The sequence below is a fragment of the Agromyces sp. CF514 genome (assembly GCF_900113185.1).
Lineage (GTDB): Bacteria > Actinomycetota > Actinomycetes > Actinomycetales > Microbacteriaceae > Agromyces.
This window is the reverse complement of the sequence record NZ_FOZD01000003.1, coordinates 227680-248418: the sequence shown is the minus strand read 5'-3', so window position 1 is coordinate 248418 and position 20739 is coordinate 227680. Positions and strand designations below refer to the sequence as shown.

Sequence of the window (20739 nt, the reverse complement as noted above, 5' to 3'; positions counted from 1 at the left end):
AACGGCGACGGGCCGCCGACCTCGAGGTCGACGGCCCGTCGGGCGGTGCCGGTCTCAGCTCTCGGTCGAGCTGCGACGCGACCGGATGACGAGCACGGCGACGATCGCGAGCACGATCACCAGCAGCGCGGCGGAGAGCGCCCAGATCCACCAGGCGGATCCTGTGTCGGCGGCCTGATCGACGGCTTCGACGGCCTTCGCGTCGGACTCGACCTCGGCGGTCTCGACCGAAGCAGGCGCCGCGACCACGCAGTCGCTCGAGACGGTGGCCGTGAACGACACCGGGTCGAGCTCCTCGTCGGCCGGGTACGTGCCGAACGCGGCGGCGCCGTCGGCGGTGAGCACCGCGGCGGCCTCACCCGTCAGCACGCCGTCGACCACCGTGACGCCCTCGCCCAGATCGAGCTCGGCGAACCGCACCGACTTCAGGTCGACGGGCGCGCCGTCCTGGGTCGTGCCGGCGACGTCGAGCAGCAGGATCGCGCCGCCCTCGCCGTCGAGCTCGACCTTCGGGTTCGCGATCGTCGTGTCGAGCGCGCCGTCGTGACCCGTGAACTCGACCGAGCCGGTGTAGGCGAGCACCCCGCGACCGGACTCCTCGAGCGAGCCAGACCCGCCGACGAACGTGAACACGCCGGCGTCCTCGGTCACGCCCGTGAGCGTCCAGTCGCCGTTGGCGATGCCGCTCGTGAGGTAGCTGCGGAACGACTCCTTGAAGCCCCAGTCGAGGCTGCCGGCCGTCACCTTGCATGCGCCGGCCTGCTCGGCGGGAACGGTGAACTGCACTCCGACGTTCGTCGAGCCCTGGAAGGTCAGCGTGTGCACGCCGGGCTCGAGCGAGGCCGGGATGCTTCCGGTCCAGCTGACGTTGCCCGATGCGTCGGCCGACAGGTCGTCGGCGAGCACGATCGGCGTCGAGTAGACGACCGCCGCGACATCCGACTCGTTCGGCTCGAAACCGCCGGCGGTGACGGTGACGCGCTGACCCGCGCCGAGCGCCTCGAGCGACGCGGCGTCGAGCACGATGCCGGTCGTCGCGGGCGGCGTCGCCGGGTAGCTCTTCTTCGCTGCCGCCGTCGACGAGGATGCGGATGCCACGACGACCGTTCCGCCGCCGTTGCCGCCCGCGGCGACACCGGCCGAGCCGATCACGACGGTGAGCGGGTCGAGGCTCCTGCCAGGCTCGTACCTGCCGTCGAACGCGGCGGAGCCGGCCGAGGTGAGAGTGACCGGGGCGTTGTCGAAGCGCGTCGCTCCGTCGACGGTCGAGCGCGCGGCCGACGACAGGTCGACGGTGGCGAACTCGACGCGGTTGCCGTTGGCGGTCACGACGAGAGCGGCGGAGCCGACACCCTTCGCGACGAGCGTCGGGTTGGTGAGCGTCAGGTCGAGCGCGCCGTCGTGACCCGTGAACCGAACGGTTCCGGCGTAGTCGGCCGAGCCGGTCGTGGTGATCGGGCTGAACGAGCTGCCCGACTGCACGAAGCGGAACGACGAGCCGTTCGAGCTCGCGCCGCCGCCGACGGCGATCGAGCCCTTGGCGATGTCGCTGATGATGTACTCGCGGAACGAGCTGGAGACGCCCCAGTCGAGCGAGCCCGCGGCGATCACGACGGGCGGAGTGGTGGTGCCGCCCCCGGTGTTGCCGCCGTTGCCGCCACCGGTGTTGCCTCCGTTGCCGCCGCCGGTGTTGCCGCCGCCGGTGCTCGCGAGGAGCTTGATCGGTGCGAACGCGTCGAGCGAGCGGTCGGTCGCCGAGAGCCCGTGGGCTGCCGACGAGGCGACCTGGTACGACTTCGAGCGGTCGAAGCTGCCGGCCGCGATCGTGAAGGACGTCGTGAACGAGCCGTCGACGATCTTCGAGGTCGGCACCCAGGTCGACGCGATCCACCCGTCGTTGACGAGCGGGCCCTGACCGTTCCAGATCGAGGTCTCGCCCACGAGCACGTACGCACCGTTCGCGGCACCCGCACCGGTGAAGCCGGTGCCCGTGATCGTCAGCGTGTTCTTCGTCGCCGGGTCGACGCCCGCGACGGGCTCGACGCTCAGCTTCGGGGCCTCGATCGGCGCGCCGAAGCTGATCGGCACGGCGAGCTCGTTCGCGGCCTGCACCGCTCCACCGGCACCGAGCGTGAAGACCGCGAGCGTGTACCCGTCCTTGGCCTTCGCGTCGAGCTCTGCCTTGGTCACGTTGACCGTCCACGACGCGTTCGCGGTGCCGTCGGGGTTCTTGGTCCACTTCGTCGGCGCGATCGTGTTCGCCTCATCGGCGACCCACGTGTTGTAGGCGTTGGTGCGGGCAGCGGACGGCGCCTTCTCGGACGCCTTCCACGTGTCGGCGAGCCAGCCCACCTGGATGTAGAACCCGGCCTCGCCCGGCGCGTAGCTCGACGTGAACCCGGTCGCGTAGTGCTCCGCCGTGATCGTCAGGTCCTCACCGGCCGGGTCCAGCCCCTCCGTCTTGGACACCGACAGCGACGGCGTCGCCGGCTCGAAGCTGATCGGCACGGCCAGTTCGTTCGCGGCCTGCACGGCACCGCCGGCACCGAGCGTGAAGACCGCGAGCGTGTACCCGTCCTTGGCCTTCGCGTCGAGCGCGGCCTTGGTCACCTCGACGGTCCACGAGACATCCGCGGTGCCGTCGGCGTTCTTCGTCCACTTCGTGGGCGCGATGGTGTTCGCCTCATCGGCCACCCACGTGTTGTACGCGTTCGTGCGGGACGAGGAGGGCGCCTTCTCGGAGGGCTTCCAGGTGTCGGCGAGCCAGCCGACCTGGAGGTAGAAGCCCGCCTCGCCCGGCGCATACGTCGATGTGAACCCGGTCGCGTAGTGCTCCGCCGTGATCGTCAGGTCCTCACCGGCCGGGTCCAGCCCCTCCGTCTTGGACACCGTCAACGAAGGCGTCGCCGGCTCGGGTGCGGGCTGCTTGATCGTGATGGGCGCGAACGCATCGAGCGTGCGGTTCGTCACCGAGAGGCCGTGCGCCGCCGAGGAGGCGACCTGGTACGTCAGCGACGGGTCGAACTTCGCCGCGGGCACGGTGATCGTCGTGGTGAACCCACCGTTCACGATCTGCGCGGCGGGCACCCAGGCCTGCGCGAGCCATCCGGCGCCGGGCAGCGCACTGCCGCCCTGCCAGACCGACCGGGCGCCGATCAGCACGTAGGCGCCGCTCGCGGCCCCCGGGCCGATGTAGCCCGTGCCGGAGACGGTGAACGTGTTCGCGACGGCGGCATCGACATCCGTCGCCGGCGTGACCGACAGCACCGGGGTCGCGACGGGTGCGGGCTGCTTGACGGTGATGGGCGCGAACGCATCGAGCGTGCGGTTCGTCACCGAGAGGCCGTGGGCCGCCGACGAGGCGACCTGGTACGTCACCTTCGGGTCGAACGTGCCGGCCGGGATCTTGACCGTCGTGGTGAACGCACCGCCCACGATCTGGGCGGCGGGCACCCACGCCTGCGCGAGCCATCCGGAACCCGGCAGCGCACTGCCGCCCTGCCAGACCGACTGCGCACCGATCAGCACGTAGGCGCCGCTCGCAGCGCCGGCACCCACGTAGCCCGTGCCCGACACGGTGAACGTGTTCTCGACGGCGGGGTCGACATCCGTCGCCGGCGTGAACGAGAGCACCGGGTTCGCGACCGGCTCGGGCGGAGCGGGCTGCCTGACGGTGATGGGCGCGAACGCATCGAGCGTGCGGTTCGTGACCGACAGTCCGTGGGCCGCCGACGAGGCGACCTGGTAGGTCACCGCGGAGTCGAACGTGCCGGCCGGGATCGTGATCGTCGTGGTGAACGCACCGCCCACGATCTGCGCGGCGGGAACCCACGCCTGCGCGAGCCATCCGGTGCTGACCAGCGGACCCCCACCCTGCCAGACCGACTGCGCACCGAGGAGCACGTACGCGCCGTTGGCCGCACCCGCGCCGACGTAGCCGGTGCCCGACACGGTGAACGTGTTCTCGACGGCGGGGTCGACATCCGTCGCCGGCGTGACCGAGAGCACCGGGGCGGGCGCGAGCTCATCGGCCATGGCCGTGGCCGCGCCGAAGCTCGTGCCGCCGATGACGAGGAGGGCGGCGAGCAGTGCCGCCAGCCATCGTCGGGGCTTCGGCGGAGCACTCGCTCCGGTCTCAGGGGGCGGAGCTGTGGGCAGTGTCGACGTCAAGACGCGGACCTCCGGGTCGGCGCGCGAGCGCGACGGAACCAGGGGTTCCGTGGCGTGCAGCGGGTGAGGGGGATGCCTGAAGTTAGGTTAGGCTTATCTAACATATGCGGACGAATGCTCACCGCGCAAGGTGAGGTAAGGCTAACCTTAAGATGACGAAGAATCGAACTGCGCGCGCCGCCCTCGCGGCACTCGCAGCAATCGTGGCGCTGTCCTTCACCGGCTGCGCGACGACCGGCTCCGACGACGCGACGGCCGCAGGCGTCGCCACCGAGGCCGAGTGCCCCGGCGCTTCCACCCCGTTCGACCAGCTCGAGCTCGCGGCCGACGTTCGCGCGATCGAAGGCCCGTCGACGGCCTGCCTCGCCGACACCGGCCTGCCGGTCATCGAGTCCGCCGAGGCATCCGCCGTTCCCCTGACCGTGGTCGGCGTCGACGGCGTCGGGGCGACCGTGGAGTCGACCGAGCGGATCCTGCCGATCGACATCACCGGCACGATCGCCGCGACCGTCTTCAGCCTCGGCCTCGGCGACCAGGTCGTGGGCCGCGACTCGTCGACCGGGTTCCCCGAGGCCGCCGGCCTGCCCGAGGTCACGCAGGAGGGCCACACGCTCTCGGCCGAGGCCGTGCTCTCGCTCGACCCGACGGTCGTGATCACCGACACGACGCTCGGCCCGCGCGACGCGCTCGCGCAGTTGCGCGACGCCGGCATTCCGGTCGTCATCGTCACGAAGGAACGCAGCGTCGAGAACATCGGCGAGCTCGTCGACCAGATCGCCGCCGCACTCGGCGTGCCCGAGCGCGCCGAGCTGCTGAAGTCCGCGATGGACGCCGACCTCACGGCGGTCACGACGCCGATCGAGGCGTCGATCCCCGCCGACCCGGCCGACCGGCCGCGCATGATCTTCCTCTACGTGCGCGGCAGCGCGAACGTCTACTACCTCTTCGGCGAGGAGTCCGGCGCCGACTCGCTCATCAACGCGGTCGGCGGCTTCGACGTCGCGGGCGAGATCGGCTGGGAGGGCATGCGACCCGTCACCGCCGAGGCGCTCGTGCAGGCGGCACCCGACGTCGTGCTCGTCATGACCGAGGGGCTCGCCTCCACCGGCGGCGTCGACGGACTGCTCGAACGCCTGCCCGCGCTCGCCGCCACGCCCGCGGGCCAGCACCGGCGCATCGTCGACATGGCCGACACCGAGATCCTCGGGTTCGGCCCGCGCACGCCCGCCGTCGTCGACGCGCTCGCCCGCGCGGTGTACGCGCCCGACACGGTCGCCACGGCATCCGGCACCGGTACCGGCACCAGCACCAGCACCGGCACCGGCACCAGCACCAGCACCGGCACCGGCACCGGCACGGCAGAGGGCACCGACGGATGACCCGGCTCGCACCCTCGACGGAGGCCGGCCCCGCGACATCCGCCCCGCTCGAGACCCGCCGTTCGACGCGCCGCCGCATCGCGCTGTTCACCGGACTCTCCATCGCGCTCGTCGTGTTCGCGCTCGTCTCTGCGGGCATGGGGCAGCTGCAGATCGCGCCGGGCGAGGTGTGGAACAGCCTGCTGCGCGGCCTCGGGCTGAGCGATGCGCCCGCGGCCGCACCGCACGTCGATGCGGCGCTGTGGACGATCCGGTTCCCGCGCATCGTCGCCGCGATCCTCATCGGCGCGGCGCTCGCTGTGGCCGGAACGATCATGCAGGCCGTGTTCGCGAACCCGCTCGCCGAGCCGGGCGTCGTCGGCGTCTCGTCGGGTGCTGCGCTCGGCGCCGCGGTCACGATCGTGTTCGGCCTGACCGCGACGAGCGACTGGGTGACCGCCGGGGCGTCGTTCCTCGCAGGACTCGCGACGACGATGGTCGTCTACCTCGCGAGCCGTTCGGGCGGCCGCACCGAGGTCGTCACGCTCGTGCTCACGGGCATCGCCGTCAACGCGTTCGCCGCGGGCGGGCTGGCGCTGCTCACGTTCCTCGGCGACACGGCGAGCCGCGAGGAGATCATCTTCTGGCAGCTCGGATCGCTGAACGGATCGCGCTGGCAGGAGATCGGGGTCATCGCGCCGCTCGTCGCCGTGTCGCTCGTGTTCGCGTTCGTGCTCGCCCGCCAGCTCGACCTGTTCTCGCTCGGCGAGCGCGGCGCACGCCATCTCGGCGTCAACGTCGAACGCGTGCGCATCGTCTCGATCGTGCTCGTCGCGGTGCTCACGTGCGCGGCCGTCGCGTTCGCGGGCATCATCAGCTTCGTCGGCCTGATCGTGCCGCACCTCATGCGCATGGTGATCGGCCCGGCCCACCGGGGGCTCATCGCGGCGAGCGCGCTCGGCGGCGCCCTGCTGCTGCTCGTCGCCGACCTCGTCGCCCGCACGGCCGTGCCGATGGCCGACCTGCCGATCGGCATGCTCACCTCGCTCGTGGGCGGCCCCTTCTTCTTCTGGCTGCTTCGGCGCCAGCGCAAGGGCGCCGGAGGGTGGCGATGAGCGCGACCGGGCCTTTCGCGACCACGGTGGTCGGCGGCGGTCTCGTCGCCGAGCACGTGTCGGTCACGATCGATCGCGCGCACCTGCTGACGGATGTCTCGTTCGCGGCGATTCCCGGCCGCGTGCACTCGTTGCTGGGCCCGAACGGGGCCGGCAAGTCGACCCTGCTCTCCGTGCTGGCCGGCGACCGGGCACCGTCGTCGGGGCGGGTCGTGCTGAGGGACCGCCCGCTCGCCGACTGGCCGCTGCGCGATCTCGCCCGCACCCGCGCCGTGCTGACGCAGGAGCACAGCGTGACCTTCGCGTTCCGCTCGCGCGAGATCGTCGAGATGGGCCGCCACCCGTGGGCGCGCACGCCCGCCGAAGTCGACGACGAGCGCGAGATCGAGCGCGCCATGGCGGTGACGGATGTCTCGCACCTCGCCGACCGCCCGGTCGCGAACCTCTCGGGCGGTGAGAAGGCGCGCGTCGCCCTCGCCCGCGTGCTCGCGCAGCGCTCGCCCGTGCTGCTGCTCGACGAGCCGACCGCCGCGCTCGACCTGCGGCACCAGGAGGACGTGCTGCGCCTCGCGCGCGCCCAGGCCGCCGCCGGCGACGCCGTCGTGGTCGTGCTGCACGACCTCAACCTCGCCGCCGCCTACTCCGACGAGATCACGCTGCTCGAGCGCGGCCGGGTCGTCGCCCACGGAACGCCGGCCGACGTGCTCACTGCCGAGCGCATCGAGGCCGTCTACGGACAACCGGTCGACGTGATCGAGCACCCGCGCACGGGCGTTCCGTTGGTGCTGCCGATTCGGTGAGGCCGCCGCGGCGAACGCGCTCCGGCCGGGCCGATGCGCCCGCCCTGACATGATCGACGCATGGTCAGCACCTTCAGCGTCGTCACTCGCACCGGCGTGCCGGCCGAGCGGTTGTTCGACGCGAGCCTCAGCATCGACGCGCACGTGGCCTCGATGGCCCGATCCGGCGAGCGCGCCGTCGGCGGCGTGACGAGCGGAGCCATCGCGCTCGACGAGACGGTCACGTGGCGCGCGCGCCACTTCGGCATCCGCTTCACGATGACCTCGCGGATCACGAGCCTCGACCAACCGAACCGATTCGTCGACGAGCAGGTGCGGGGGCCGTTCCGCTCGTTCCACCACGAGCACGCCTTCGCGGTCGACGGCGCGGAGACCGTGATGGTGGACACCCTGACGATCGCCTCGCCGGTGTTCGGACGCCTCGCCGAGCGGCTGGTGCTCGTGCCCTACCTGCGACGGCTGATCACCGAGCGCAACCGGTACCTCGTCGAATCGCTCAGCTCGAACCCCGGCAGGGGCGTAGCGTGACGCATCCCCAGCTGCCGACCTGGCCGGCGGGCGGCGCCGACGGGTTCCGCCGCAGCGAGGTGTCGGCGCATGTCGGCAGCGGCGACGACGTCTGGGATCGGGCGAGCCGCGACATCCTGCACTGGATGGTGAAGACGCGAAGCGGGTTCCACGTCGACGATGCGCGCGCCGTGACATCCGGTGCCCGCCTGACGATCACCGCTCGGGTTCTCGACATCACCGTGCGCGAGCCCGTCGAGGTGGCCGATGTCGTCATCACCCCGTCGCGCGTGGGGTTCGCGTACCGCACGCTCGCGGGGCATCCGGTGTCGGGCGAGGAGGCGTTCATCGTCCATCGCGAGGGCACCGACGTGTTCCTGACCGTCCGCTCGCTCACGAGCCCCGCGCCGCAGCAACCGTGGCGGTCGCTCCACCCGCTGCTCCGCGTCGCGCAGATCGTGGCACGGCGCAGGTACCTGCGCTCGCTGCGCTGAGTGCGACGGCGGCACCCCGAACCGCTCGACAGCATCCGGCCCGCGTTCAGTGGAGGCCCTGCGCCCAGAACGCTTGGGCGAGCGGCAGGAGGAAAGCGATCGCGGCGGCCGCGATCATCGACCCAGGCAGCCAGCGGATCCTGGCCTCCGGGTAGGCGCGAAGGACACCGCACGCGACGACCCCCGAGACGAATCCGGCCCAGGCGGCCACTCCTGCGACGACCCTGAGCACCGGTGCAGCGACGACGACGGCTTGATCCGTCAGGATGCTCGGGGTCGCGGGCATGGCCGCGAGCAGCGCCACGGCGAAAGCCGCGGCTGCGACCAAGGATCCGATTCCCGAGAGGACTGCGACAGCGCGGCCGAGACGAACCTGACTGAGGTCGATGAGATTGCGATATGCAGGATCGCTCGGATCGACCTCCCCGCTCGAATGCTGACCGCTCACCCGGCACCCTCCTGGGCGGTGCCGGAGCGCCCGGACGGTTCGCAGAGCGCTGCCTGGATCTCGCGGATCGTCGACCCGAGCACACCTGACGCGAGCAAGCCCGAGCCGAGCGGTCCGGCGGAGTCGGTGCCGAGCAATGGCAGCTGCAGCAGTGCTGAGCGCGTCGCACCGTCGAGGTGCTCGAGTTGCCAGGCGATCTCGTCGTGCAGGGCATCCGGACGATCGGGGGTGGCGAGTCCCGCCGCCTTCGCGGCGTAGGCGGCCGCGCCGAGCGCGTGCGCGCCCATGTGCGCGACTCCGGCGGCTTGCGCGGCGGCCCTCGCGGCAGCGACGGCTGCCGGCGAACTCACCGCCTGCGCGGCCCGGCCCGCGACGAACCGGACGCGGATCTGACCGGCGGCATCGAGCTCACCTCGGCCGAAGGCCCTGGCGCGCGCGATGCCGTCGCGGGGCCGATCGTCGTCGGGCGCCTCCGCCTCGAACAACGGCAGGACGCGCTCGGCGCAGTCGGCCGCCCACGATGCGACCAGGCGACGATCGGGTTCGCCCAGCGTCTGCGGTGAGAGCATCACAGCAGCCTGCCACACCGCTCCGCGAGTCGTTCCGCGAGCGGTGCCGAACCGTGGGAGCGCAGCTCGATCAGCCGCGCAGCACCGGCAGCAGACCCTCGAGGTCGGCCCGCTGACCCGAGGCGTGCACGCGGCCCGCGTCTCGGGCGTCGGCCCACGTGAGGCTGCCGGTGGCCAGCGACAGCCACGTCGCGGCATCCGTCTCGATGACGTTGGGCGGGGTACCGCGGGTGTGCTTGGGGCCCTCGACGCACTGCACCGCGGCGAACGGCGGCACGCGAACCTCGACGGTGCCGCCTGGCGCCCGCTCGGCGAGCAGTTGCAGCGAGTAGCGCACCGCGAGCGCGAGCGTCGTGCGGTCGACCACGGGAGGGGCGGATGCCGCGGGCGACTCGTCTGCGGCCGACTCGCCGTCACCGGCAGTACCGCCAGCCGCGCCGGCAGCGACTCCGGATGCCGCCCGCCAGGCGGCCACCGCCTCGCGTCCTTCGTCGTCGCCGATTCTCGCTCGTGCCATGGCTCCATCCTCCCGCACACCGCCGACCCTGCCGGATGCCCTGCGGATGCCCATCGTGCGGACGCGAGTGGTCGCCATTCGCTCCGTGAGGCGACCATCTGCGTCCGCGCGAACGCCGTTCCCGGGCTCGTCGGCGGTGCGCGTCCGCAGCGCGCGCGAGCGGCGTCACGCCGCGGGCGCCGGGGGCCCGATCGGGTAGCCTGAACCGGTGAGAATCCTCATCCTCGGCTCGGGCGCGCGCGAGCACGCCATCATCCTCGCGCTCCTCGATGAGGAGGCCGGGCACGAGATCGTCGCCGCACCGGGCAACGCCGGCATCGCGGCATCCGCGACCTCGTCGGCTCGCGGCAGCGTCGAGACGATCGCGCTCGACCCGACCGACCGCTCGGTGGTCACCGAGTACGCGCTCGAGAACGACATCGACCTCGTCGTCGTGGGCCCCGAGGCCCCGCTCGTCGCGGGCGTCGCCGACGCCCTGCGCACGCGCGGCATCCCGGTGTTCGGCCCGGGCAAGGCGGCCGCCGCGCTCGAGGGTTCGAAGACCTTCGCGAAGCGCATCATGGAGGACGCGAACGTGCCGACCGGCCGTGCCCGCCTCGCCGAGACCCTCGCCGACGTCGAGGCGACGCTCGACGAGTACGGCGCCCCGCACGTCGTGAAGGCGGACGGCCTCGCCGCAGGCAAGGGCGTGCTCGTCACCGAAGATCGCGACGCCGCGCTCGCGCACGCCGCCCACTACCTGCAGCAGGGTCCGGTGCTCGTCGAGGAGTTCCTCGACGGTCAAGAGGTATCGCTGTTCCTGCTCTCCGACGGCACGAACGTGCTGCCGCTCTCACCCGCGCAGGACTACAAGCGCCTGCGCGACGGCGACCAGGGCCCGAACACCGGAGGCATGGGCGCGTACTCGCCGCTGCCGTGGCTCGACGCCGAGTTCGGCAGCGAGCAGGCGTTCGTCGACGAGGTCATCGAGACCATCGCGCTGCCGACCGTGAAGCAGCTCGCCGACGAGCAGACGCCGTTCATCGGCCTGCTCTACGCGGGGCTCATCCTCACGACGCGCGGCATCCGCGTGATCGAGTTCAACGCGCGCTTCGGCGACCCCGAGACCCAGGTCGTGCTGCCCCGCCTCGCGACCCCGCTGTCGAGCCTGCTGCTGGCCGCCTCCACGGGCGGGCTGGGCGAGCTGCCCCGCCCCGAGTTCCGGCCCGATGCCGCGGTCACGGTCGTGCTCGCGAGCGAGGGGTACCCCGAGGCCCCCGAGACCGGGCGCGCCATCGAGGGACTGGATGCCGCGGCTTCCGTTCCCGGCGTGCACATCGCGCATGCGGCGACCGCCATCGGCTCGGTGACCGAGCCCGACGTCGACCCGCCGCTCATCGCGACCGGCGGCCGCGTGCTCAACGTCGTCGCGGTCGGTGAGGACTTCGGCGAGGCGCGGCGCCGCGCCTACGAGGCGCTCGGCCACCTGCGCCTCGAGGGCGGCCAGTACCGCACCGACATCGCCGCACGCGTCGCCGAGTAACCAGAGCAAGCAGCGCCGAGGAACCAGAGCAAGGGGAGCACCATGACCGACAGCGAGTACGCCGGCTGGACCCACGTCTACTCGGGCAAGGTGCGCGACCTCTACGTGCCCACGTCCGTGCTCGACGACGACGACACCTGGACCGGCGATCCGCTGCGGCTCTCGCCCGTCGTGCTGGTGGTCGCGAGCGACCGCGTGAGCGCGTTCGACCAGGTGCTCGAGCCCGCGATCCCGGGCAAGGGCGCGATGCTCACCGACCTGACCCGTTGGTGGTTCGACCAGCTGCCCGAGGTGCCGAACCACCTCGCGCACCGGCTCGACGACCGCCTCGAGGCGCTGCACCTTCCCGACGTGCCCGCCGAGCTCGCCGACCGGGCGACGCTCTGCCGCACGCTCGACATGTTCCCGATCGAGTGCGTCGTGCGCGGCTTCATCACGGGCGGCGGCTGGAAGGAGTACCAGGCGACGGGCGCCATCGGCGGCATCCGCCTGCCCGAGGGGCTCTCGAACGGCGACCGCCTGCCCGAGCCGATCTTCACGCCCGCGTGGAAGGCGCCGCTCGGCGAGCACGACGAGAACATCAGCTACGAGCGCACCGTCGAGATCGTCGGAGAGGTCGTCGCAGCCCAGCTGCGCGAGCTCTCGCTCGAGATCTTCGCGAAGGCCCAGGCGATCGCCGAGGCGCGCGGCCTCATCCTCGCCGACACCAAGTTCGAGTTCGGCGCCGATCGCGCCACGGGCATCGTCACGCTCGGTGACGAGGTGCTCACGAGCGACTCGAGCCGGTACTGGGATGCCGCGACCTACGCGTCCGAGACCACGCCAGAGCGCCGCATGGCGAGCTTCGACAAGCAGATCGTGCGCGACTGGCTCGCGGCGAACTGGGACCAGTCCGCGGTCGAGGACGCGCCGACCCTGCCGCACGAGATCGTGGAGCAGACGGCTGCGAAGTACCGTGAGCTGCTCGATCGGCTGACGACCGGCGCCTGACCGCGAGTCGGTCGCACCGACGACCGCGCGCGACGGCCGCCGGCTGTGCCGGCGGCCGAGACGTTCCGCTCGACGCGAACCCTACGACGAGATCGCGTGCGCGATCTTGTCGCCGCCCTCGGTGATCGCCTTCTCGAGCGCTTCGAAGTCGTCGCGATCGATGGCCTTGCTGACCTTCTTGCTCGCCTTGGCGAGCGCCGAGTCGATGCGGTCGAGGTAACGGTCGTCGATGACGGCCACGATCGCCGACGAGCCCTTCGGCAGGTACTCCTCGAGTTCGAGGCCGACCTTCTTCTCGTCGTGCTTCTTGGCCAGCTTGCCCGAGATCGCGCCGACGCCCGCACCGATCGCCGTCGCGGCGAGCAGCGGCGGAGCGAACAGGCCGACGACCAGGCCCGCACCGGCGCCGATCCAGGCGCCGGAAGCGACCTGACCCGTTCCGTGCTCGTCGACCGTGACCCTGCCGTCTTCGCCTCGGCGCAACACGACCGATGACACGACCTCGAGTTCGTCGCCCTCCGCCGCGCCCTTCAGCGACCGGTATTGGTCGGTCGCGACGTCGGCGTCGTCGTATGTGGCGACGTACAGCAGCAGGTTGTCCATTCCCATGAGCGAATCCCCCTCGACTCGGGCTCCCCGCGTGACCCCGGGAGCCGTGATGGCTCAACACTAGGGAGCGCGGCGCATCGAACTCAAGAGCGCTCCGCACACCCGGATGCCCGGCTCGGCGACATCCGCTCGGAATACTCGGCGCCTCGACGCGTTATGATTAGTTGTGCTTACAACCAATGGAACGCCCCAAGGCGCTGGACTCCTCGCCGCAGACACCGGCATGGGCGCGGTGACCCTGCGCGTCGGCGACCTCGACGGCATGATCCGCTACTACCGCGACGGCGTGACCCTCGACCTGCTGAGCCACGACGGCCCCGTCGCCGTGCTTGGTCGCGGCACCACGCCCGTCGTGATCCTGCAGCACTCCCCCGCGCTCAAGCACGCCTCGCCGAGCGACGCCGGGCTGTACCACACGGCCGTGCTCTTCGACTCGCGCGAGGCGCTGGCGACCGCGATCTACTCGGTCGCCTCGCGCTACCCCGGCACCTTCACGGGCAGCGCCGACCATCTCGTGAGCGAGGCCTTCTACTTCACCGACCCCGAGGGCAACGGCGTCGAGCTCTACTTCGACCGCGACCGCTCCGGCTGGAGCTGGGTGCACGGCCAGGTCGAGATGGCGACGATCTACCTCGACCCGAACGGCTACCTGCGCGAGCACCTCGGGCAGGCCGGAGCGGATGCCGCGGCATCCGGAACCGGCATCGGCGACGCGGTCGTCGGGCACGTGCACCTGTCGGTGGGCGATGTGGCGAGCGCGCGCGAGTTCTACGTCGACCGCCTCGGATTCGAGACGACGGCCGCCATGGGCGATCAGGCGCTCTTCGTCTCGGCCGGCGGCTACCACCACCACATGGCCATGAACACGTGGGGCAGTCGCGGCGCCGGTCGACGCAGCCTCGCACTCGGCCTCGGCAAGGTCGAGATCGTCGTGCCGACGGCCGACGATCTCGGCGAGCTGGGCGAGCGGATGTCGCACTTCAGCGTCCCGACGCGCGACGACGGTCGCAGCCTGGCCTTCGACGACCCGTGGGCGAACCTCGTCGAGGTGCGCGCCGCGGGCTAGCCGAAGGGCGTCAGCCCGCCGACGCGATGGAACCCTCGAGTGCCGCGACGAGCTCGTCGAGCTGCGGCTTGTGCTCGTCATCGACGGTGAGCGACATGAACGACGACATCGCGAGCAGCACCTCGTAGGTGTCGGGCTTGCCGCGCTTGCCCGCTCGGCGCTTGACCTGGATGCTCCGGTACGTCGAGACGGGGTTGCGCGTCACCTCCTGCAGCCCGTCGTGCCGGAACTTCGCGACGCTCGCGCCGTCGTAGAGCAGGCGCTCGCCGTTCGCGCCCCTGACCTCGATCATCGATTCCCCCTCGGTGTTGCGACGTGCGTGCTACCCGACCGGCGGCGCGGGCGCCTGCGGCCCCTTGGCATGCGACATGTCGTGGAACTCCTCGAACGCCTGCCCTTCGCCGTCGATGGGCGTGTTGTCGGGGCGGGCGCGCAGTCCGTCGAGGATGACGACGAGCTGACGGCGCCAGTACGGCAGGTACGCCCCGCCGTACTGTCCGAGACCGCCGAGCATGTCGACGAGGATGCTCAGGTCGACGGCCGTGACGTCCGTGCGCAGGCTTCCCTCGGCCTGTGCGCGTTCGACCATGCCGGCAATCGCCTCGGCGAACTCGGTGCCGGGCTTGTACGTCGGATCGAGCGCCGCCATGCGCCGCATCACGGCGGGAACGTAGGGAGATCCGGCGAGCCATTCTGCGAGACGCTCGAGGTAGAGCTCGATCGAACGCCACCCGGTCTCGGCCCCGAGGATCTCGGGTGCGAGGGCATGCAGGTCGGCGACGCCGGCGTCGTACAGCTCGCGGATGAGCGCGTCGCGATTCGCGAAATGGCGGTACACGGTGCCCGGGCCCACGCCCGCTCGCGTGGCCAGTTCGTCGAGCGGCGCGTCGATGCCGCGTTCCGTGAAGAGGACCCTCGCCTCGGCGAGGAGGCGTTCGTGGTTTCGTCGCGCATCGCGACGGGGCGAAACGCTCGACGTCATGGAGTTCACTGTACGCCGCAGCGTCGGATATGATTCGGAGGGTCGGCTCCGTTTCATCCATTTCCGAGCCGAACGGCCTTCTTGGGGGAGAAGGATGCGGTGCGGCGGGCAGACCGCCGGTTCTACCGGTCGGGGGGAACGCCCGCCGCGCCCGAACCGCTCCCGCGCGAGACCCCGCGGCTAGGCTGGTCGTGTGAGTACCGACGAGGGCGCGACCGACGGCGTCGAGGGCAACACCCGGCGCATCGAGGCATCCGTCGTCACCGATTTCAGCGATCGCATGAGCTACGGCGGCTACCTCGACCTGCCGACGCTGTTGAGCGCGCAGCGGCCGATCTCGCGGCCCGAGCACCACGACGAGCTGCTGTTCATCATCCAGCACCAGACGACCGAGCTGTGGCTGAAGCTCGTGCTGCACGAGCTCGAGACGGCCCGCGACCTGCTGCGCGCCGACGAGCTCGCGCGGGCGCTGAAGTGCGTCGCCCGGGTCAAGCACATCCAGAAGACGCTGACCGAGCAGTGGTCGGTGCTCGCGACGCTGACGCCCGCCGAGTACGCGCAGTTCCGCGGGGTGCTCGGCAACGCGAGCGGGTTCCAGTCGTTCCAGTACCGCGCGGTCGAGTTCGTGCTCGGCAACAAGAACGCGAAGATGCTGCAGGTCTTCGAGTCGGATGCCGACGCCACCGCCATGCTGACGACGGCCCTCGAGACGCCGAGCCTCTACGACGAGTTCCTGCGGCTGCTCTCGCGCGCCGGCTACCCGATTCCCGAGTCCGTGCTCGAACGCGACGTGACCCAGGCGTGGACCTTCGTGCCCGAGCTCGTGCCCGTGTTCGCCCAGATCTACGCGCACACCGACCAGCACTGGGCCGCGTACGAGACCTGCGAGGAGCTCGTCGACCTCGAGGACAACTTCCAGCTGTGGCGCTTCCGCCACCTGAAGACCGTCGAGCGCATCATCGGCTCGAAGCCGGGCACGGGCGGGTCGAGCGGTGCGCCGTTCCTGCAGCGTGCGCTCTCGCTCACGTTCTTCCCCGAGCTCTACGCCGTGCGCACCGAGATCCCGGGGTGATCGGATGCCGCAGCTCCACGATTCCGCTCCGGCCCCCGACGGCCGGCCCGACCTCGGAACGCACGCCGTTCCCGCGCGGCGGTCGCTGAACGGGGAGCACCCGGGCGTGGTCGGCCTCGCGCTGCCGCCGTTCGTCGACCACCACGTGCACCTCATGCTCGTGAGTCCCGACGCGCTCGCGGGCGGCAACCTCGCCGGGGTGGTCGACCTCGGCGCCCCGCTCGAAGTGGTGACGGCCGCCCGCAGCCGCGAGGGCCTGCCGCGCACCGACTTCGCCGGGCGGTTCCTCACCACGCCGGGCGGGTATCCCACCGATCGTCCGTGGGCTCCCGACGGCTGCGCGCACGAGGTGCCCGCGGTCGACGGCGAACGCCGGGGCGCGCTGCCCTCGCCGGCCGAGGCGGCCGTGGCCGAGCAGCACGCGTTCGGGGCATCCGTCGTCAAGGTCGCCCTGAACTCCGCGGCCGGCCCCGTCTTCGACGCCGCGACGCTCGGCGCGATCGTCTCGGCCGCGCACGATCGACGGATGCCGGTGGTCGCCCATGTCGAGGGCGCGGGCATGACCCGGCTGGCCGTCGATGCGGGCGTCGACGCGCTCGCCCACACCCCCTTCACCGAGCGCGTCGACGACGAGCTCATCGCCCGGGCAATCGCGACCGGGCAGCGGTGGATCTCGACGCTGTTCGTCGCCGGCTACGGCGAGCCCACGCCCGACGCCGAACGCGCGGTCGACAACCTCCGCCGATTCCACGGCGCAGGCGGGCGCGTGCTCTACGGCACCGACCTCGGCAACGGCGAGCAGCCGGCGGGCGTCAATGCGCGCGAGCTCGCACTGCTCGTCGAGGCGGGGCTCGCGGCATCCGACCTGCTCGACGCCCTCACCGACCCGTGGCCGCGCGACGAACCCGCGGAGGGCATCGCGACCTTCGCCGCCGGAACCTCGCCCGAGACGCTCGCCGACCTGCCCGCGTGGCTCGCCTCGGCCGTCGTCGTGCCCGCCGAAGAACTGGAGACCCTGTGACGCTCGACCCGCAACTCGCGTTCGCCCGACGCATGGACCGCGCCGACGGGCTCGCGCACCACCGGGCGAAGTTCGAGGGCGCCGACACCGACCTCGTCTACTTCGACGGCAACTCCCTCGGACGGCCGCCGGTGTCGGCGATCGCCCGCGTCGAGGAGTTCCTGCGCGAGAGCTGGGGCGGGCGGCTCATCCGCGGGTGGGACGAGTCGTGGCTGCGCCTGCCGAACGAGATCGGCGACCGCATCGGCCGCGCCGTGATCGACGCAAAGGCCGGGCAGACCGTGATCGGCGACTCCACGACCGTGCTGCTCTACAAACTGGCCCGCGCCGCCGTCGACGCGCAGGTCGCCCGCGACCCCGCCCGCCGCGAGATCGTGCTCGACTCCGACAACTTCCCGACCGACCGGTACGTGCTCGACGGCATCGCGAAGGAGCGCGGGCTCACGCTGCGCTGGATCGAGGTCGACACCTCGTCGGGCGTCACTCCCGAGCAGCTCGCCGAGGCCGTCGGCCCGCACACCGCCCTCGTGGTGATCTCGCACGTCGCCTATCGCTCGGCCTACCTCGCCGATGCTCCCGAGCTCACCCGCATCGCGCACGACGCGGGCGCACTGATCCTCTGGGACCTCTGCCACTCGGCCGGTTCGGTGCCCGTGAAGGCCGACGAGTGGGGCTTCGACCTCGCCGTGGGCTGCACGTACAAGTACCTCAACGGCGGACCGGGGTCGCCCGCGTTCGCCTACGTGCGCGACGACCTGCAGGACGTGCTCGAGCAGCCGATCCAGGGTTGGTGGGGCACGACCGACATGTTCCTCATGGGGCCCGAGTACCGGCCGGCGCCCGGCATGCAGCGCTTCATCAGCGGCACCGCCCCGGTCGTCGGCATGATCGCCATGCAGGAGACCCTCGCGATGATCGAGGAGGCCGGCATGCCCGCGATCCGCGCGAAGTCGGTCGCGCTCACCGAGTTCGCGATCTCGCTCGCGGCCGACTGGCTGGCGCCGCTCGGCGTGACCCTCGCCTCCCCCGACGACGTCGAGGAACGCGGCGGCCACGTCACGTTCTTCCACCCCGAGATGCGCGAGGTCGTGGCCCGACTCTGGCAGCAGGACGTCATTCCCGACTACCGCGACCCCGGCGGCATCCGCATCGGGCTCTCGCCGCTCTCGACGAGCTTCGAAGAGGTGCACCGTGGCATGGCCGCGACCCGCGACGTGCTCAAGCAGGTGCTGCTCGAGCGCGCCGGGCTCGGCTGACACCGCGCTCGATACCACCCGGGCATGCCGCTGACAACCCCCTGAGCACGATCGGGCGATCCGGCCTCGGTCGACCTAGCATTGCGGGCATCCACGGACGGGTGGGTCGTCGTGGCACTCCGTCCTCGAACGGCTGGAGGGCAGTGCATGTCGGATCCGAATCGAACGGACGCAGATGCGACCGAGTCCGTACGGGATGCCGCCGAGCGGGCGACGGATGCCGCGAAGCACGCGGCCGATCAGGTGGAGGGCGCCGCGTCGGCAGCCGCATCGAACGTCGAGGACGCCGCGAAGCACGCGCGCGGCGCGGCCGATTCCGCCCTCGGGGCGGCGAAGGAGACCGTCGAGGAGACGCTCGGCGACCTGAAGTCGGCCGCATCGCAGGTCAAGGAGTCCGGCGCCGACGCCCTCGACGCCGCACAGGCCCAGGCGCAGCAGGCGTACGAGACCGGACGCAGCCTCGTCGATGAGGGATCCGGCTACGTGCGGGCGAAGTACCGCGAGAACCCGGCGCTCGTGATCGCCGTGGGAGCGGCCGCCGTGCTCGCGCTCGCCCTCATCATCCGGGGCATCGGCCGGCGCTGACGCGCCGCAAGGACAGGCGAAGGGGAACACGCCGAAACGGCGAGGAGCGTCCCGGGATCCGCGAGGATCTCGAGACGCTCCTTCGTCGCTTCCGGCGCGCGGGACGCCCTGCTAGTCGACCGCGCTCAGCGATCCGGTCGCGGGCGAGCCCGCGGCATCCGGCTGCGATGCCTGCTGTTCGCCCCAGGCCACGGTCTGCTTGGGCTTGGCGAAGAACAGCACGAGCACCGCGCCGAGCGCGAAGGCGACGACCGGAAGCCAGAGCGCCTGGCTCATCGCGTCGGTGAAGCCCGCGGCGATCTGGGGCGGCAGTGCCTGCCCGGCCTGGCTCGACTGGGCGCCGGACTCCGAGAACCCGGGCAGGTTCGCCTCGAGCCGCGCGTTCAGCAGTGCGGTGATCGCCGCGGCGCCGAACACCGAACCGACCTGACGGGTCATGTTGTAGACGCCCGAACCCGCGCCGGCCTGCGCCGGGGGGAGGTTGCGGGTCGCCGTGGAGGCGAGCGGCGCCCAGATGCCCGAGGTGCCGAGGCCGAGGCCCGCCGCGGGGATGAGCAGCACCCACAGCTCGACGTCGGGGGTGATGAGCAGCGACATGGCCGCGAGCGAGGCGGCCGTGATCGCGAAGCCGACGGCCGCGATCCACTTCGGGTCGACCCGGTCGGTGAGCCGGCCGATGATCGGCGCCATGACGCCGGCGACGACGGCCATGGGCGCGAGCATGAGCGCCGACTGCGTCGGCTCGAGGCCGCGGGCGACCTGGAAGTAGAACGTCAGCGGCAGGGGCATCGCGACGATCGCGAGGCCGACGAGCGTGATGCCGCCGTTCGCGAGCGAGAAGTTGCGGTCGCGGAAGAGCGAGAGCGGCAGCAGCGGCTCCTTGCGGTTGTACCGCTGCCAGACGACGAACGCGGCGAGCACCACGAGGCCAGTGATGATGAGGCCCCAGACCGTGATGGGCCCGGTGATGGTGCCCCAGTCGTACGTCTCGCCCTCCTGGATGCCGAAGATGACGAGGAACATGCCGACGGCCGAGAGCACGACGCCGAGCCAGTCGAACGAGTGCTGGTGCGTCTCGAGCTTCGGCACGAGCCGCAGGGCGAGCACGAACGCGATGACGCCGACGGGCACATTGACGATGAAGATCCACTCCCAGCCGAGGCTGTCGACCAGCACGCCGCCGAGGATCGGGCCGACGAGGGTCGCGATGCCGGCCACGGCACCCCAGAGGCCCATGGCCGCGCCGCGCTGGTTCGGCGGGAAGATGCGCGTGATCACGGCCATCGTCTGCGGCGTCATCAGCGCGGCGCCGAGGCCCTGCACGACGCGCGCGAGGATGAGCGTCTCGATGTCGCCCGAGAACCCGCACCAGAGGGAGGCCAGCGTGAAGATCACGAGGCCGATCAGGTAGATGTTCTTCGGTCCGAACCGGTCGCCGAGGCGGCCGGTGATGAGCAGCGGCACGGCGTAGGCGAGCAGGTAGGCGCTCGTGACCCAGAGCACGGCGGTGAGGTCGGCGTCGAGCCCGCGCATGATGGCGGGGTTCGCGACCGACACGATGGTCGAGTCGACCAGGATCATGAAGAAGCCGATGACCAGGGCCCAGAGGGCCGGCCAGGGGCGGAGTTCGCGTTGCATGTGAGGTTCCTCCGGAAGGG

The 20739-nt window shown here is 71.6% G+C and carries 20 protein-coding genes; 12 read left to right on the top strand and 8 right to left on the bottom strand.

Annotated features, from left to right (window positions below; translation table 11 throughout):
• Positions 1-54: 54 nt before the first annotated feature.
• Positions 55-4170 (bottom strand): HtaA domain-containing protein, encoded by a 4116-nt coding sequence (locus BM342_RS19215; RefSeq protein ID WP_143109945.1) that lies wholly within the window; start codon positions 4168-4170, stop codon positions 55-57.
• A 152-nt stretch (positions 4171-4322) separates the two neighbouring features.
• Here BM342_RS19215 and BM342_RS19210 point away from each other — a divergent pair, with 152 nt between their 5' ends.
• From BM342_RS19210 to BM342_RS19190, 5 genes are read left to right on the top strand one after another with little or no spacing between them, the layout of a single operon-like run.
• Positions 4323-5549, top strand: coding sequence for a heme/hemin ABC transporter substrate-binding protein (locus tag BM342_RS19210; RefSeq protein ID WP_092969375.1), 1227 nt, complete (start codon positions 4323-4325; stop codon positions 5547-5549).
• Positions 5546-6643: a FecCD family ABC transporter permease gene (locus tag BM342_RS19205; protein WP_092969372.1), complete on the top strand. Its 1098-nt coding sequence runs from the start codon at positions 5546-5548 to the stop codon at positions 6641-6643. The genes BM342_RS19210 and BM342_RS19205 overlap by 4 nt, the downstream gene beginning before the upstream one ends.
• Positions 6640-7443 carry a heme ABC transporter ATP-binding protein gene (locus tag BM342_RS19200; RefSeq protein ID WP_092969514.1) on the top strand — a complete coding sequence of 268 codons (804 nt, stop codon included), beginning with the start codon at positions 6640-6642 and terminating at the stop codon, positions 7441-7443. Before BM342_RS19205 ends, BM342_RS19200 begins: the two co-directional genes overlap by 4 nt.
• Before the next feature lie 60 nt (positions 7444-7503).
• Positions 7504-7971 (top strand): SRPBCC family protein, encoded by a 468-nt coding sequence (locus tag BM342_RS19195; RefSeq protein WP_092969369.1) that lies wholly within the window; start codon positions 7504-7506, stop codon positions 7969-7971.
• Complete coding sequence (locus BM342_RS19190) at positions 7968-8444, top strand: DUF1990 family protein (RefSeq protein ID WP_255368971.1); 477 nt, start codon at positions 7968-7970, stop codon at positions 8442-8444. The genes BM342_RS19195 and BM342_RS19190 overlap by 4 nt, the downstream gene beginning before the upstream one ends.
• Positions 8445-8490: 46 nt before the next feature.
• Here BM342_RS19190 and BM342_RS19185 read toward each other — a convergent pair whose 3' ends face one another.
• From BM342_RS19185 to BM342_RS19175, 3 genes are all read right to left on the bottom strand, one after another.
• Positions 8491-8748: a hypothetical protein gene (locus BM342_RS19185; protein ID WP_092969366.1), complete on the bottom strand. Its 258-nt coding sequence runs from the start codon at positions 8746-8748 to the stop codon at positions 8491-8493.
• A gap of 140 nt (positions 8749-8888) precedes the next feature.
• Positions 8889-9461 (bottom strand): putative immunity protein, encoded by a 573-nt coding sequence (locus tag BM342_RS19180; protein ID WP_092969363.1) that lies wholly within the window; start codon positions 9459-9461, stop codon positions 8889-8891.
• 70 nt (positions 9462-9531) lie between these two features.
• On the bottom strand, positions 9532-9978 hold the full coding sequence (locus BM342_RS19175; RefSeq protein WP_092969360.1) for a sterol carrier family protein: 447 nt from the start codon (positions 9976-9978) through the stop codon (positions 9532-9534).
• A gap of 208 nt (positions 9979-10186) precedes the next feature.
• On the opposite strand from BM342_RS19175, the gene purD reads away from it, so the two are divergent.
• Positions 10187-11500: a phosphoribosylamine--glycine ligase gene (purD, locus tag BM342_RS19170; protein ID WP_092969357.1), complete on the top strand. Its 1314-nt coding sequence runs from the start codon at positions 10187-10189 to the stop codon at positions 11498-11500.
• A 42-nt stretch (positions 11501-11542) separates the two neighbouring features.
• Positions 11543-12490, top strand: a complete 948-nt coding sequence (locus BM342_RS19165) for a phosphoribosylaminoimidazolesuccinocarboxamide synthase (RefSeq protein WP_092969354.1) — start codon at positions 11543-11545, stop codon at positions 12488-12490.
• An 81-nt stretch (positions 12491-12571) separates the two neighbouring features.
• On the opposite strand, the gene BM342_RS19160 is transcribed toward BM342_RS19165, so the two are convergent.
• Positions 12572-13099, bottom strand: coding sequence for a DUF1269 domain-containing protein (locus BM342_RS19160; protein WP_092969351.1), 528 nt, complete (start codon positions 13097-13099; stop codon positions 12572-12574).
• A 223-nt stretch (positions 13100-13322) separates the two neighbouring features.
• On the opposite strand from BM342_RS19160, the gene BM342_RS19155 reads away from it, so the two are divergent.
• Positions 13323-14165 carry a VOC family protein gene (locus BM342_RS19155; RefSeq protein WP_092969348.1) on the top strand — a complete coding sequence of 281 codons (843 nt, stop codon included), beginning with the start codon at positions 13323-13325 and terminating at the stop codon, positions 14163-14165.
• A 10-nt stretch (positions 14166-14175) separates the two neighbouring features.
• Here BM342_RS19155 and BM342_RS19150 read toward each other — a convergent pair whose 3' ends face one another.
• Positions 14176-14457, bottom strand: a complete 282-nt coding sequence (locus BM342_RS19150; protein ID WP_092969345.1) for a hypothetical protein — start codon at positions 14455-14457, stop codon at positions 14176-14178.
• A gap of 30 nt (positions 14458-14487) precedes the next feature.
• A complete protein-coding gene (locus BM342_RS19145) occupies positions 14488-15147 on the bottom strand; it encodes a TetR/AcrR family transcriptional regulator (RefSeq protein ID WP_177232272.1) in 660 nt (219 codons plus the stop codon).
• Between the two features lie 193 nt (positions 15148-15340).
• On the opposite strand from BM342_RS19145, the gene kynA reads away from it, so the two are divergent.
• The 4 genes from kynA (at position 15341) to BM342_RS19125 (ending at position 19081) form a co-directional block, all read left to right on the top strand.
• Entirely contained in the window at positions 15341-16219 is an 879-nt protein-coding gene (gene kynA, locus BM342_RS19140; RefSeq protein WP_092969339.1) for a tryptophan 2,3-dioxygenase, read from the top strand.
• A gap of 4 nt (positions 16220-16223) precedes the next feature.
• Positions 16224-17240: an amidohydrolase family protein gene (locus BM342_RS19135; RefSeq protein ID WP_177232271.1), complete on the top strand. Its 1017-nt coding sequence runs from the start codon at positions 16224-16226 to the stop codon at positions 17238-17240.
• A 32-nt stretch (positions 17241-17272) separates the two neighbouring features.
• Positions 17273-18496 (top strand): kynureninase, encoded by a 1224-nt coding sequence (locus BM342_RS19130; protein ID WP_092969508.1) that lies wholly within the window; start codon positions 17273-17275, stop codon positions 18494-18496.
• A gap of 147 nt (positions 18497-18643) precedes the next feature.
• Positions 18644-19081, top strand: coding sequence for a hypothetical protein (locus BM342_RS19125; RefSeq protein WP_092969336.1), 438 nt, complete (start codon positions 18644-18646; stop codon positions 19079-19081).
• A 111-nt stretch (positions 19082-19192) separates the two neighbouring features.
• Here BM342_RS19125 and BM342_RS19120 read toward each other — a convergent pair whose 3' ends face one another.
• A complete protein-coding gene (locus BM342_RS19120) occupies positions 19193-20719 on the bottom strand; it encodes a DHA2 family efflux MFS transporter permease subunit (protein ID WP_092969332.1) in 1527 nt (508 codons plus the stop codon).
• Positions 20720-20739 lie beyond the last annotated feature (20 nt).

Excerpts from the sequence above, each read along its gene's own strand:
- BM342_RS19210 (WP_092969375.1), top strand. The coding sequence starts at position 4,323 with ATGACGAAGAATCGAACTGCGCGCGCCGCCCTCGCGGCACTCGCAGCA.
- BM342_RS19125 (WP_092969336.1), top strand. The coding sequence starts at position 18,644 with ATGTCGGATCCGAATCGAACGGACGCAGATGCGACCGAGTCCGTACGG.
- BM342_RS19195 (WP_092969369.1), top strand. The coding sequence starts at position 7,504 with ATGGTCAGCACCTTCAGCGTCGTCACTCGCACCGGCGTGCCGGCCGAG.
- BM342_RS19180 (WP_092969363.1), bottom strand. The coding sequence starts at position 9,461 with ATGCTCTCACCGCAGACGCTGGGCGAACCCGATCGTCGCCTGGTCGCA.
- BM342_RS19130 (WP_092969508.1), top strand. The coding sequence starts at position 17,273 with ATGGACCGCGCCGACGGGCTCGCGCACCACCGGGCGAAGTTCGAGGGC.
- BM342_RS19150 (WP_092969345.1), bottom strand. The coding sequence starts at position 14,457 with ATGATCGAGGTCAGGGGCGCGAACGGCGAGCGCCTGCTCTACGACGGC.
- BM342_RS19160 (WP_092969351.1), bottom strand. The coding sequence starts at position 13,099 with ATGGGAATGGACAACCTGCTGCTGTACGTCGCCACATACGACGACGCC.
- BM342_RS19120 (WP_092969332.1), bottom strand. The coding sequence starts at position 20,719 with ATGCAACGCGAACTCCGCCCCTGGCCGGCCCTCTGGGCCCTGGTCATC.
- BM342_RS19155 (WP_092969348.1), top strand. The coding sequence starts at position 13,323 with ATGGGCGCGGTGACCCTGCGCGTCGGCGACCTCGACGGCATGATCCGC.
- BM342_RS19205 (WP_092969372.1), top strand. The coding sequence starts at position 5,546 with ATGACCCGGCTCGCACCCTCGACGGAGGCCGGCCCCGCGACATCCGCC.
- BM342_RS19135 (WP_177232271.1), top strand. The coding sequence starts at position 16,224 with ATGCCGCAGCTCCACGATTCCGCTCCGGCCCCCGACGGCCGGCCCGAC.
- BM342_RS19145 (WP_177232272.1), bottom strand. The coding sequence starts at position 15,147 with ATGACGTCGAGCGTTTCGCCCCGTCGCGATGCGCGACGAAACCACGAA.
- BM342_RS19175 (WP_092969360.1), bottom strand. The coding sequence starts at position 9,978 with ATGGCACGAGCGAGAATCGGCGACGACGAAGGACGCGAGGCGGTGGCC.
- BM342_RS19200 (WP_092969514.1), top strand. The coding sequence starts at position 6,640 with ATGAGCGCGACCGGGCCTTTCGCGACCACGGTGGTCGGCGGCGGTCTC.
- BM342_RS19165 (WP_092969354.1), top strand. The coding sequence starts at position 11,543 with ATGACCGACAGCGAGTACGCCGGCTGGACCCACGTCTACTCGGGCAAG.